The 13,739-nt window shown below is 35.9% G+C and carries 11 protein-coding genes and 1 tRNA gene; 9 read left to right on the forward strand and 3 right to left on the reverse strand.

Translation table 11 applies throughout. The features are described 5' to 3' along the window. Nucleotides 1-30 precede the first annotated feature (30 nt). The 5 genes from BTR34_RS04010 to BTR34_RS04030 all read left to right on the forward strand — a co-directional run bounded on the left by BTR34_RS04010 (nucleotide 31) and on the right by BTR34_RS04030 (nucleotide 8,342). Nucleotides 31-2,637 carry a c-type cytochrome gene (locus tag BTR34_RS04010; protein ID WP_235843161.1) on the forward strand — a complete coding sequence of 869 codons (2,607 nt, stop codon included), beginning with the start codon at nucleotides 31-33 and terminating at the stop codon, nucleotides 2,635-2,637. 169 nt (nucleotides 2,638-2,806) lie between these two features. Next, a complete protein-coding gene (locus BTR34_RS04015; protein WP_068482273.1) occupies nucleotides 2,807-5,923 on the forward strand; it encodes a VPS10 domain-containing protein in 3,117 nt (1,038 codons plus the stop codon). Between the two features lie 74 nt (nucleotides 5,924-5,997). Continuing rightward, nucleotides 5,998-6,648: a ribulose-phosphate 3-epimerase gene (rpe, locus tag BTR34_RS04020; protein ID WP_068482270.1), complete on the forward strand. Its 651-nt coding sequence runs from the start codon at nucleotides 5,998-6,000 to the stop codon at nucleotides 6,646-6,648. Beyond that, on the forward strand, nucleotides 6,645-7,622 hold the full coding sequence (locus tag BTR34_RS04025) for a YpdA family putative bacillithiol disulfide reductase (protein WP_068482267.1): 978 nt from the start codon (nucleotides 6,645-6,647) through the stop codon (nucleotides 7,620-7,622). The genes rpe and BTR34_RS04025 overlap by 4 nt, the downstream gene beginning before the upstream one ends. A gap of 114 nt (nucleotides 7,623-7,736) precedes the next feature. Beyond that, a complete protein-coding gene (locus tag BTR34_RS04030; RefSeq protein WP_068482264.1) occupies nucleotides 7,737-8,342 on the forward strand; it encodes a hypothetical protein in 606 nt (201 codons plus the stop codon). A gap of 143 nt (nucleotides 8,343-8,485) precedes the next feature. Here the strand turns inward: BTR34_RS04030 and BTR34_RS04035 are convergent, their stop codons facing one another. Next, nucleotides 8,486-9,355 carry a pirin family protein gene (locus tag BTR34_RS04035; protein WP_068482261.1) on the reverse strand — a complete coding sequence of 290 codons (870 nt, stop codon included), beginning with the start codon at nucleotides 9,353-9,355 and terminating at the stop codon, nucleotides 8,486-8,488. Nucleotides 9,356-9,468: 113 nt separating this feature from the next. Between BTR34_RS04035 and BTR34_RS04040 the strand changes: the two genes are divergently transcribed. The 4 genes from BTR34_RS04040 (at nucleotide 9,469) to BTR34_RS04055 (ending at nucleotide 12,537) form a co-directional block, all read left to right on the forward strand. Further along, on the forward strand, nucleotides 9,469-10,038 hold the full coding sequence (locus tag BTR34_RS04040; protein WP_068482258.1) for a TMEM175 family protein: 570 nt from the start codon (nucleotides 9,469-9,471) through the stop codon (nucleotides 10,036-10,038). Between the two features lie 32 nt (nucleotides 10,039-10,070). Further along, nucleotides 10,071-10,946 (forward strand): AraC family transcriptional regulator, encoded by an 876-nt coding sequence (locus tag BTR34_RS04045; protein ID WP_068482256.1) that lies wholly within the window; start codon nucleotides 10,071-10,073, stop codon nucleotides 10,944-10,946. Nucleotides 10,947-11,229: 283 nt separating this feature from the next. Next, nucleotides 11,230-11,949 carry a pirin family protein gene (locus tag BTR34_RS04050; protein ID WP_068482254.1) on the forward strand — a complete coding sequence of 240 codons (720 nt, stop codon included), beginning with the start codon at nucleotides 11,230-11,232 and terminating at the stop codon, nucleotides 11,947-11,949. A 63-nt stretch (nucleotides 11,950-12,012) separates the two neighbouring features. Beyond that, complete coding sequence (locus BTR34_RS04055; RefSeq protein ID WP_068482251.1) at nucleotides 12,013-12,537, forward strand: YceI family protein; 525 nt, start codon at nucleotides 12,013-12,015, stop codon at nucleotides 12,535-12,537. A gap of 550 nt (nucleotides 12,538-13,087) precedes the next feature. On the opposite strand, the gene BTR34_RS04060 is transcribed toward BTR34_RS04055, so the two are convergent. Further along, a tRNA-Arg gene (locus BTR34_RS04060) sits at nucleotides 13,088-13,161 on the reverse strand. Between the two features lie 45 nt (nucleotides 13,162-13,206). Continuing rightward, complete coding sequence (locus BTR34_RS04065; protein WP_068482248.1) at nucleotides 13,207-13,650, reverse strand: GatB/YqeY domain-containing protein; 444 nt, start codon at nucleotides 13,648-13,650, stop codon at nucleotides 13,207-13,209. Nucleotides 13,651-13,739: the final 89 nt, after the last annotated feature.

Genomic DNA, 13,739 nt, shown 5'->3' on the forward strand with positions numbered 1-13,739 from the left:
ACCACCAACCGCTTCATATTATTATTATTTATGTTACTTCTTCTATTTTCATGTGAAGAAGAAAAAAAAGAAACAGTAAAAGTAATTCCTGTAGAATTTAATACTCCCCAAAATTTTGAGCTGGAGGAAATTTATCACCCTAGCAACTTTGACCAAGGCTCGTGGGTGGCTTTAGCACAAGGTGATGGTAACACCATGTATTCTTGTGACCAATATGGTAAGCTTTATCAATTTAAAATACCAGCAATAGGATCTGCGCTTTCTCAAAAAGATGTTGTACCAATAGATGTAGAAATTGGCGAAGCTCACGGTTTGCTTTGGGCTTTTAATAGCTTGTATGTTGCAGTTAATAAAAACTGGGATGATGATATACCCGATGATCAAGAGAATGGTAGTGGAATTTATAGAATTACAGACACTAATAATGACGGCCAGTTAGATGCTGTAAAAATGCTACTAAAATTAGAAGGTAGCGGGGAACACGGCCCACATAGTTTTGCTTTGTCCCCAGACGGCAAGGAAGTATATTTTATTGCTGGCAATCACACTTTAATTCCGGATAGGGTAAAAGAAAATAGCCGAATACCTACCAACTGGGGAGAAGACAATTTACTTAAACCCTTTTTAGATGCTAGAGGCCATGCTAATGATGTAAAAGCCCCTGGCGGATGGATAACTAAGTTTAACCCGGATGGGTCTTCCTTTGAATTAATTTCTGTCGGATTTAGAAATCCGTTCGATATGGCTTTCAATTCCGACGGTGAGCTTTTTGCTTACGATGCGGACATGGAATGGGATATTGGAATGCCATGGTATAGGCCCACTAGAATTTGCCACGTTACCAGTGGCAGTGAATTTGGGTGGAGAACCGGCTCTGGAAAATGGCCTGCATATTATCCAGATAATCTACCCGCTGTTCATAATCTAGAACAAGGTTCACCTACGGCTGTTTTATCAACGGCAAATTTAAATCTTCCCATAAAATATAAAAACGGATTACTTGCAATGGACTGGAGTTTTGGCACAGTTTATTTTATCGATTTAATACCAGATGGAAGTTCTTACAAAGCCAATAGAGAAGAGTTTTTATCAGGAACTCCTTTACCTTTAACTGATATGGTCGCTGGCAACGATGGTCATATTTATTTTGCCACTGGGGGTCGCAGGTTAGATTCACATCTGTATCGACTAAGATACACCGGTACAAAAAACACGGATATAAACTCAACAAATTCTAAAGAGAACGAAGCTCGAAATCTTCGTAAAAAATTAGAAGAGTATCACAAAATAGTTTCTGAAAGGGGTACCGAACTAGCCTGGGAACATTTAGCCAATAATGATCGGTTTATAAGATACGCGGCAAGGTTAGTTCTAGAACATCAACCAATAGAATCATGGATAAACCGGTATAAAAGTGAAACAGATAGTAGAAAAATTATTGAAAGTAGTATAGCCTTAAACCACCAAGCATCTTCTAATTTACAAGATCTCATATTAAATAAACTCTTAGGAATTACCTTTAACAATTTAGACCAATCTTTAAAAATGGAACTATTAAGGGCCTATTCTTTAAATTTCATTAGAATGGGAATGCCTTCGGCCGTAACGAAGAAAAAAATCGTTCAATTACTAAATCCAACCTTCCCGGCGAAGGAAAGTGCCATCAGTAAAGAAACCGCCCAGCTATTATTATTCTTAGATGCCGATGGAATAACTAAAAAAATAGTAGAACAATTAGAGTACCATACGGAACAAAACACCGTAACCGAAGGTGTTGAAATGTTATCTGAAGAAGCAACTTTACGTAGTGAACAATACGGACCGTTAATTAGAGATGTGATTTCAAAAATGCCGCCTAGTGAAGCCATTTTTTATGGAATGCTTTTAAGTAACGTAGAAAATGGTTGGAACGAAGATTTAAGAAAACGCTATTTTCTATGGTATTTTGATGTCCTAGGATCTAAGGGAGGTATGAGCTTTAAAGCATATATGGAAAATGTTAGACAGAGAGCATTAACGCATGTTCCCGAAAATAGAAGAGATTATTTTCAAGAAATTTCGGGTATTTATTCTCCATCAAGTGCCGTAGCAGAACTACCGCAACCAATAGGTCCCGGTAAAAACTATTCTGGGAATGATATACAGAACGCGGTTTGGAGCGGATTAGATAATTATAAGGGCTCTATTGAAAATGGCAAACGCGCTTTTGCCGCAGCAACCTGTATTCTTTGCCATAGAATGCGCGGTGAGGGTGGTGCCGCAGGACCAGATTTAACACAAGCGCATTCGAAGTTTAGCACTTACGATTTAATTTTTTCTATTTATAGTCCTAACGACGAAATATCCGATCAATATGCTAATACCTTATTTCATTTAGGCGAGGATGAGAAAATAGCTGGTCGAATTAAATCAGAAGCAGGTGATAGCATCGTAATAATGCCCAATCCTTTTAACGAAAGTTACACTGTAAATATCGCCAAAAATGCCATTTCTAAAAGAGAGCTTTCCCCTGTCTCTCCAATGCCTCCTGGCCTTTTGAACAGATTAAACGAACAAGAAATAGCCGACCTTTTCGCTTACATTATTACTGGGGCAGATGAAAATCATAAGCTCTATACAGGTATAGAAAAAGAGTAGATTTATTTCCTAATTTAAAATTAAACATCAATTTATAATCTTTGTTTTATCAATTAAACCCTAACCATAAAAACAAGTCGTTAAAATTAACAAATCGCACACAATTGCATAATTAAATTATTAATTTCAGGCTTATAATTATTTAAAATATCCACCAAAAAATTACCACATGAAATCAAAATTTCTTCTCCTTTTTACTTTTCTATGTTCTGCTACCTGCAGTATAACTTTGGCACAAAAAGAGCAAACGAAAACTATTTCTGAAAACGCAACACTCAACAAGGCTTTTTACGAAAATTTAGTATGGCGAAATATTGGTCCAATTCGTGGCGGACGCTCTTTAGGTTCTGCCGGTAGCCCTAGTAGACCTAACGAATATTATTTTGGCGCAACAGGTGGCGGACTTTGGAAAACTACCGATGGTGGCAATGAATGGGAAGCGGTTACCGATGGTCAAATTACCAGTTCTTCGGTAGGTGCCGTTGCGGTTTCAGAAACCAATCCAGATATTGTATATATTGGTATGGGTGAGGTTCAATTACGAGGTAGTATTACCCAAGGTGATGGAGTATACAAAACCACCGATGCCGGTAAAACCTGGACTCACTTAGGCCTTAAAGAAACGCAAGCGGTTTCAAGAATACGAATACATCCTACAAATCCTGATATTGTTTATGTCGCTGCACTAGGCCATCCTTACGGAAATAATGAAGAACGCGGTGTTTTTAAAAGTACAAATGGCGGAAAAACTTGGGATAAAACATTGTATGTAAGTGATAAAGCAGGTGCCGTAGATTTAATAATTGACAGTAACAATCCTAATGTATTATATGCTAGTACCTGGGAAGTTCAACGAAAAGCTTGGAAAATGTGGGGCGGTGGTCCAGATTGTAAATTGTGGAAGTCTACCGATGCTGGCGAAACTTGGACAGATCTATCAAAGAATCCCGGTATGCCAGAAGGTCCTTTAGGTAAAATTGGGGTTACGGTTTCCCCTGCGGACTCTAATCGTGTTTGGGCAATTGTAGAAGCAAATGAAGGTGGAGTTTTCCGTTCGGACGATGCAGGCAAAACTTGGGAAAGAACCAATGATGAACGTAAACTAAGACAACGAGCCTTTTACTATTCAAGGATTTATGCAGACCCTTTAAATAAAGATATCGTCTACGGACTTAATGTCGACTTCTGGAAATCTACAGATGGTGGAAAAACTTTTGATACTGAAATTAAAGTTCCTCATGGCGATAACCATGATTTATGGATAGACCCGAACAATCCAGAACGCATGATTTCTTCTAATGATGGCGGTGGTGTCGTGAGTATCAATGGTGGAAAAACATGGACAGAAGAAGATTATATTACCACGCAGCTATATCATGTAATGGCAACTAACGATATTCCTTACCATGTAGCGGGTGCACAACAAGATAATAGTACTATAGCTATACCAAGCGATGGCTGGGAACATATGCAGGCTAGAGGACAAGGAGATGGTTGGGCGTACGCTGTTGGTGGTGGTGAAAGTGGATGGATAACTCAACACCCTGATAATCTAGACATCTTTTATGCTGGTAGCCAAGGTGCATTATTAACTAGATACGATAGAAGTAATGGACAATCTAGAGATATTCAAGTATATCCTAGGTTTTTCTCCGGGGAACCCGCAAGTGCCTTACCAGAACGCTGGCAATGGACATTCCCCATAATGTTTGCCCCACAAGATTCAAATGTAATGTATACCTGTTCCCAACACGTTTGGAAAACTACGGATGATGGTCAATCTTGGGAAAAAATTAGTCCAGATTTAACATACGCTGACCCCACTACTTTAGGAAAAACAGGTGGCATAATAACTATGGATATGAACGGACCTGAAATTTACGCTACGGTCTTTGCTCTTGCTCCTTCTAACCATGATATTAATACCATATGGGCTGGTTCCGATGATGGAAAAATACATATAACAAGAGATGGTGGAAAAAATTGGTTGGACATCACTCCAAAAGATCTACCAAAATTTTCAAGAGTTAGTATCATTGACGAGTCTGTTCACAATCCAGGCACCCTCTATGTTGCTGCAAATAGATACCAGGTAGATGATAGAAAACCATATGTTTTTAAAACACATGATTATGGAAAAACTTGGACGAAAATAATTAACGGTATCGAGGATGGTCATTTTGCACGAGCAGTTCGTGAAGACCCTGTACGTAAAGGTCTTTTATTTTTAGCTACAGAACACGGAGTTTATTTTTCAATGAACGATGGAGAATTATGGCAAAGCCTACAATTAAAACTACCAGATACCCCTGTTAGGGATTTAGTCATTAAGGATAATGATGTTGTTCTAGGTACACACGGTAGAGGGTTTTGGATTTTAGATGACATACAACCACTTAGACAGTTTACCCCCGAAATGGAAAAACAAGAAGCTGTTCTTTTTAAGCCGACAGATGCCTTAAGAGGATTAACCAACGCTTCTATCCAATATTATTTAAAGGAAGAAAAAGACACCATTACATTTGAAATATACGATGCTAATGATAAATTGATTAACACTTTTACGGGAAGCAAACCAAAATATGAAGTAGACCCTAACCTACCCTATTGGTTAAAAGGTGGATCTACGAAACCTACTACTGCCAAGGGAATAAATAATTTTACTTGGGACATGAGATATAAAGGCGCCACAACTTTTGATGGTATGATTATTTGGAGTGCAAGACCAGCAAGAGGACCTAAAGCTCCATTAGGTACATATAAAGTTAAAATGAAGACAGGTGATTATGAGAAATCATATTCCTTCGATATAAAAATGGACCCGAATTTAAAGGGAATAACCAAAGAAGATTTGGATGAACAGTTTCAACTTGCTAATAAGATAATGAGTAAAACAACTGCTGCGAATGATGCTGTTATTAGAATCCGTGAGTTTAAAAAAGCCTTTACCGATTCTAAAAATACCATAGACACGGACGACTTTACTACGGTAATAACCCCATTTTTAAATGAATTATCTGAAGTTGAAGAAGCACTGTATCAAGTAAAAAATCAATCTGGTCAGGACCCTTTAAACTTTCCAATAAAGCTTAATAACAGATTAGCATCGTTACGTAGAAGTATAGAAGATGGCGATGCCAAACCTACTAATGGAGCATATAAAGTTTATGAAGAACTATCCGCGGAGCTTGATATTGAACTTAGTAAATTGAAAAGTATTATGGAAAGACACAAGTCTGAAATAAATCCATTTCTACTTAAAATTAAAGCCGATACAATTGACTAAAACGTTTAATTAAAATCTAAGACAAACGAATTTCAAATACTTATTTTTACAGTAAATACAAAGAGTAGTACATCATGAAAAAAACAAGTATTGCACCATCACTTTTAGCCGCCGATTTCGGAAATCTTCAGCGCGATGTTGAAATGGTAAATTCTAGTGAGGCGGCATACCATCATATCGATGTTATGGACGGAGTTTTTGTTCCAAATATATCTTACGGTATGCCCGTAGTCAAAGCAATTCAAAAGAATGCTACCAAACCGTTAGATGTGCATTTAATGATTGTAGATCCAGATAGATATCTAGAGGAATTTGCAAATCTTGGAGCTCATATCTTAACGGTTCACTACGAAGCATGTACTCATTTAAACAGAACTATACAAGCTATAAAAGCTTTGGGTATGAAAGCGGGTGTTGCTTTAAACCCACATACTAATGTTATACTTTTAGAGGATAGTATTCAAGATATTGATGTCGTCCTAATAATGAGTGTTAATCCTGGGTTTGGAGGGCAATCTTTTATAGAAAACACATACGACAAGGTAAGAGCAACCAAAGCACTGATCAATAGAAAAAATTCTTCGGCCCTAATAGAAATTGATGGTGGTGTTACCACTGCAAACGCATATAAACTAGTTGAAGCTGGTGCAGACATTTTAGTTGCTGGTAGTTTTGTATTTAAAAGTTCAGATCCAGTTGCTACGATAATGGAACTAAAGGGATGAAAACTGAATTGGATGTTGTTATTATAGGTGGTGGACCAATTGGAATTGCATGCGGCTTAGAAGCAAAGAAAAACGGACTTAACTATCTTATTTTAGAAAAAGGGCCAATTGTAAATTCACTTTTCAATTACCCATCAAACATGCAATTCTTTTCTTCTTCTGAAAAACTAGAAATTGACGAAATCCCGTTCATCAGTAAAGAAGCAAAACCTAAACGTGATGAAGCTTTAGAATATTACCGACGCATTGTTACATCAAATAAATTGAATATTAATTTATTTGAAAAAGTAGAGAACGTTCAAAAAAATAAAGATTTATTCACGATAGTTTCAGAGAAAGGAAGTTATACGTCCAAACATGTTATAGTTGCCACTGGTTTTTATGATTTACCTAATTTATTAAATGTACCTGGTGAAAAATTAGAAAAAGTAGTTCACTATTATGACAACCCTCATTACTATTCTGGACAAAAAGTCGCTGTAATTGGTGCAAGTAATTCTGCCATAGATGCAGCCCTTGAGTGCTGGCGAAAAGGAGCGGAAGTAACCTTAATAATTCGTGGAACAGAGGTAGGACAACGTGTAAAGTATTGGGTTAGGCCAGATATTATCAATAGAATTGAAGAAGGTAGTATCAAGGCTTTTTTCAACACTACCGTAAAAGAAATTAAAAAAGATAGTATTTTACTTTCTACAAATAAGAAAGATGTAGTTTTAGCTAATGACTTTGTACTTGCGTTAACAGGTTACAAGCCCAACTTTAAATTTTTAGAAATGCTGGGTGTACGTACCAGCAACGATGAAAAGAAACTTCCAGAATATAACCCAGATACCATGGAAACCAATGTAAAAGGACTGTATTTAGCTGGTGTAATTTGTGGTGGTATGGAAACTCACAAATGGTTCATTGAAAATTCTAGAATTCATGCTAAAATGATTATCAAGAATATTGTTTCTAATTCCATTTTACTATAGCACTTACAAAGCCCATTGTTTCCAAAACTCAATAAGTAAACAAAGAAATAGCTACAAACAATAGAGCTTATATAAATTCGTTATTTACTAACTAAATAACCTAACCATTTATATATGATTTTTTTCGGAACCGGCTCAGCCAATCTTGGCGCTGTTAAAACCAGAAATATTACCTGTCAGCATTGTAACAATCAAAACACAGTATTTATTAATATTTATAGAAGACACGCCCACATATTTTGGATACCAGTTTTTCCTATTAATAAAAGCGGTAGTTCTTATTGTACACATTGTAAAGAAGTATTATCTCCTAAGGAAATGCCCGAGGGACTTAAAATGCAATACAAAAACATAAAAGGAAATGCAAAAGGGCCTCTATGGCAGTTTTCCGGACTCGCAATTTTAGCATGCTTAATTGGTTTTGCAATTTTCTCTAGTGGTAAGGATAAAGAAAATACGCAGGTTTATTTATCTGATCCTGTAGTTGGTGATATATATGAGTACAAGGCAGATAATGGTAATTACTCTACCATGAAACTTAAAAAAGTTACTGAAGATAGTTTGTACTTATCATTAAACGATTTTGAGATTTCAAAAAAATCTAGACTTTATAAGATAGATAAAGATGAAAACTACCCTGAAATTACCTATGGTTATTCTAAAACCGAAATGTTACAAATGCAGAAACAAGGGGTTATCTTAGATATCAATAGAGATTAATACTAGTATTCAAATAAAATAGAAAAAGCCACATCTTTTTAGATGTGGCTTTTTGCTTGTGATCAAGACAGGACAGAATTCGAACTATTTGAACCAGGATATAAAACCAATTATCTTCAATTCAGGTAGAATTAGTATGTGAGTTATTGAGGCAATGGAACAAATTCTGTTTCTCCAGGTACTTTTGGAAAACGTTGCGCTATCCAATCTTTACGAGCTTTGTCAATAAGGGCTTTATCTGACGATACGAAGTTCCAATTTATTGTTCTTCCTTCTGGGAAAGGTGTTCCTCCAAAAATATAGATGGTAGAGTTTGCTTCCATTTCAAAAGCACAAAGGGTAGCTTCTTTGGCTACTAATAATTGCTTTGGCTCATAGGTATGTCCTTCACTATACACCGCACCTTCTAATATATAAAGACCGCTTTCGCCAAATAACGCTCCACCACAATCGACCACTTGTCTTTTACTACTATTTATTTCGATGTAAAACAAGTCACTATGAACAGGAACTGGCGATTCTTTGCCAAATGCTTTTCCTGCTATCAGTTTATAAATTAAACCATCTTCTTCCCAAGTTGGTAATTTATCTGCTTCGGTATGGTGAAAAGAAGGTTCCATTTGTTCCAGCTCTTTGGGTAAGGCAACCCAAATTTGTAATCCGTGAAGCGATTTTTTAGTTCCTCGTAGCCGCTCTGGTGTACGTTCAGAATGTACTACGCCTTTTCCTGCGGTCATCCAGTTTACTGCGCCAGGATTAATTTCAATTTCCGTACCTATACTGTCCTTATGCACAATGCTCCCTTTAAAAAGAAAAGTCAATGTGGAAAGTCCGATGTGTGGATGTGGTGCAACATCAAGGTTTTCATCTTCATCCAATTCTGCTGGACCCATATGATCTATGAAAACAAAAGGACCAACCATTCTTTTCTTTCTAAAAGGTAAAAGTCGGCCTACTTGAAAGTTGCCAATATTGGCAGCTCTTTCTGGTATTATGGTACTTATGTTTGACATCTGTTGAATGTTTTAAAAATTATTTTATAACTTATAAAGTTAAAATTAAATTTCTCAATGAAAACCAAAGTTTATTTTTGTCCTTGTAAAATAGTAAGACAACAAGACTACCTATGAAGACAAACAGACTAGAAGCATTTAGTGACGGAGTTCTTGCCATCATAATTACTATTATGGTCTTAGAGCTTCAAGCTCCGGAAGAAGCCACTTTAAATGCTCTTCTTGAACGAGTTCCAGTGTTTATAAGTTATGTTTTTAGTTTTATATACTTGGGAATTTACTGGAATAATCACCACCATTTATTTCAAATAACTCAAAAAGTAAACGGTAAGGTACTTTGGGTAAATCTACATCTCCTTTTTTGGCTATCACTAATTCCCTTTACCACGGCGTGGATAGGAAATAATTATGAGGCTATCTTGCCCGTAGTTGCATATGGTGTAGTATTGCTCCTGTGTGCTATTGCCTATTTTATCTTACAGAATGTTATCATTAAGTCTCACGATATGGAATTTCCACTTCGCAAAGTGATAGGCTCAGATAGAAAGGGGAAAATTTCTATTGTATGTTATATTTTAGGAATTGGGTTTGCCCTTTTAAATACTTGGATTGCTATTGTTTTATACAGTGTTGTTGCAATAATGTGGCTTGTTCCAGATAAAAGGATTGAGAATAATTTATAATGTGTTTGAGCAAATAAATAATATAAGAATCAATGAATCCCGTTAAAACGTATCAAAAAGTAAATGCCCAGCAAGAAAGTGCCACTTTTGCCATATCTCGTATGGAAGATATTTATGATAAACACAATGGGAAAGTAGATGAACCACATAGGCATAATTACTTTACAGTCTTAATTATTAAAAATGCATCCGGACATCATAAAATAGATTTCAACAGCTATGAGCTTGGTGGTTATCAGGTATATTTCGTTGCGCCTGGACAAGTACATCAGGTTATAGAAACTGAAAAATCGTTTGGATATGTGATGACATTTTCTAACCAATTTTTGGTAGAAAGTACTATTCCCTTATCTTTTATAGATAGTTTAAACCTTTTTCAAAATTATGGGCAAAGTCCGCCACTGTTGCCTAAAGAACAGCAATTTAGGACCATTGCACACTTTGCCAAAAATATCTTTGACCTATTTCATAGTGACGCTACTATGAAAAATTTGTCTATCGGTGCTTTCTTAAAATTGTTGCTTATAGAGTGCAATAATATTTGTTCTATCAATCCAATTGCATCGGAAATGGAAACTTCTGGAAACAATCTTATTCGAGATTTTAAGACGGTGGTAAATACCCATTACAGACAGGAACATTCTACAACATTTTATGCCGGCGAGCTTAATATTACTCCAGACCACCTTAACAGAACGGTAAAATCTAAAATAGGAAAAACGGCCAAGGATTATATACAGACCAGAATTATCACCGAAGCAAAAAGACTGCTCTATTTTACAGATGGGTCGGCCAAAGAAATTGCCTACGAGCTGGGTTTTAACGAGCCCGCAAATTTTAGTGCATTCTTTAAAAAACACACAAAAATATCGCCTTCACATTTCAAAAAAAGTCAATTACAGGCTTAAAAATAGAGCCAATATCGGATTTTCATAAGTTTCTCTCATTTTTTCATATTCCACACACTATTAATGAGTTGCATCTTTGCACTGTAATTAATACAAAACCTATGAAAGGATTGGATTTTTTAAAAACAACTGGGCTAATAGTTTTGCAAGTGTTGTTGGAGTTTCCGCTTTCACAAAACCTGAGTTGGGCGCAGCCGAAGTAGCGGGTACAGAAAAATTAAACACAATCACAAAAGAACAAATCGTGGGTTACAATCATTTACTAATTTAAGAAACAAGAACTATGAATACAATACTTCATAAAGCAGACACAAGAGGCGATGCAAATCACGGTTGGTTGCACTCAAAACATACCTTCAGTTTTGCTAATTACCACAACCCAGAGCGAATGAATTTTGGGGTATTAAGAGTACTAAACGACGATAAAGTTTCAGAAAGTAGAGGTTTTGGAACACATCCTCACAAGGATATGGAAATTATTTCGATCCCACTCGAAGGTGATTTAAAGCATATGGATGATATGGGTAACTCAACAATTATTAAATCAGGAGATATACAAGTAATGAGCGCAGGAACTGGTGTAATGCATTCTGAATTCAACAATAATCCAGACAAACCAGTAAAGTTCTTACAAATCTGGATTATTCCTAATAAACAACGAGTAAAGCCGCGCTATGATCAGATAACATTAGACACGGCAGACCGTAAGAACAAATTGCAACAAGTACTGTCGCCTAATGAAGATGATGCTGGCGTTTGGATTCATCAAAACGCTTGGTTCAACATAACCAATCTTGATAAAGGTAAAGTAGTTAAATATAATCTCAATGACGCAAAGAACAACGGTGTTTATGCCTTTATTTTGAAAGGGGATGCAACTATCAATGGCCAAGAACTTAATGAAAGAGATGGCTTTGGTGTCTGGGATGTTAAATCCTTGGATATTAAAGGAGATAGCGATACCGAAATCTTATTAATGGAAGTTCCCATGTCACTGAATTAATAAACAATTAATTAAAAATCACAAATAAGTATAAACGTCAAAAAAGACAAAAAATTAAAAACAATGAATACAGCAACGAAAACAACTTGGACAATAGACGCAGATCATTCAGAAATAGGCTTTAAAGTAAAGCATATGATGATTTCTACCGTAAAGGGAGCTTTTGAAGATTTCAATGCAACCGCGGAAACAGAAAACGATGATTTTAAAGATGCAAATTTTAATTTCACAGCAAAGATCGATTCAATAAATACGAAAAATAACGATAGAGATACGCACTTAAAGTCTGAAGACTTCTTTAACGCAACAGCCTATCCTGAAATGAAATTTCAATCAAAATCTTTTGACGGAGATACTATAGTTGGAGATTTAACAATTAAAGATATTACTAAAGAAGTAAAGTTGAATACAGACTTTAACGGTGTAGCTGTAGACCCTTATGGGCAAACTAAGGCTGGTTTTGAAATTACGGGGAAAATAAACCGTAAAGATTTCGGACTTACCTGGAACGCCGTTACAGAAGCTGGTAGTATTGTCGTAAGTGATACTATTAATCTTGTCGTAGACATGCAGTTTGTCAAACAATAACTAAGCGAAATTTCAAGTGAATGGGGTTGGTCATCTAGTATGACCAACCCCATTTTTTAGGTATATAATACCTATTTAAATTCATTATCGATATTCACAACAAATCCCTAATACGGAATACGGAATACGGAATACTATGATAAAAATTATGTTTTCTTAATAGAAGTGAAAAATTCTCCTAGAGCCTTAGCTACGGTATATTTTTTCAAGGAAGGGTAAAGGAACTGAAAATGGTATTTATCCTTCATATTATTATGTTTTTGGTTTAAATAGCACTAAAATATATAAAACTATCTGAAAAATTAAAATGGGCTTATAACACAGAAAGTAAATGGTTGCAAACTAAGTTTAGACTTTTACTAGGTGCCAATCTGTTATTTGCAGGAATAAGCTATCTTACCTTTAACAGCGTTAATTTTGTAGCGCAGGTGCTCAACTAGGGTTCTATTATCTACAGATCACGTTGTAGTTTTATCCGAAATTGCAGGTATAAGGGTAAAACCAAAAAAGCTCCTTAAACGACAAGTTTAAAGAGCTTTATACACAATAGTGACCTCGAAGGGATTCAAACCCCCAACCCTCAGAGCCGAAATCTGATGCGCTATTCAGTTGCGCCACGAGGCCATTTTTGACATTCAGTTAGCAGTTGGCAAAACTACAACTTTAAACTTATGCTAGTTTCTTTTTTACAATTGTAGAAATTAATTTCCCATCTGCCTGACCAGCTAATTCCTTAGAAACGATTCCCATAACTTTACCCATATCTTTCATTCCTGAAGCTCCAATAGAATCTATAGTCTGTACTACCACTTTTTCTACTTCTTCTTCTGTTAATTGCTCTGGTAAAAATTGCTCAATTACAGCAATTTGCGCTAATTCTGGATCAGCAAGATCTTGTCTTCCTTGTTCTATAAAAATTGCAGCGCTATCTTTTCTTTGCTTTACTAATTTCTGCACCAATTGTATTTCATCATCCTCGGTAATTTCACCATTACCACTGGTACTTGCCATTAATAGGGCCGATTTTATAGCTCTAAGCGATTCAAGTGCTACTGAATCTTTTGCTTTCATAGCTAATTTCAATTGCTCCATTACCCTTTGCTGTAAACTCATTTTTTCCTTATTTTGGTATGCGAAGATAAAAAAATAAACCCAAAAACTATCTTAGTTTTTGGGTTTATACAACTTGCTTTTAGTTAGGT

This window comes from Maribacter hydrothermalis (assembly GCF_001913155.1).
GTDB lineage: Bacteria > Bacteroidota > Bacteroidia > Flavobacteriales > Flavobacteriaceae > Maribacter > Maribacter hydrothermalis.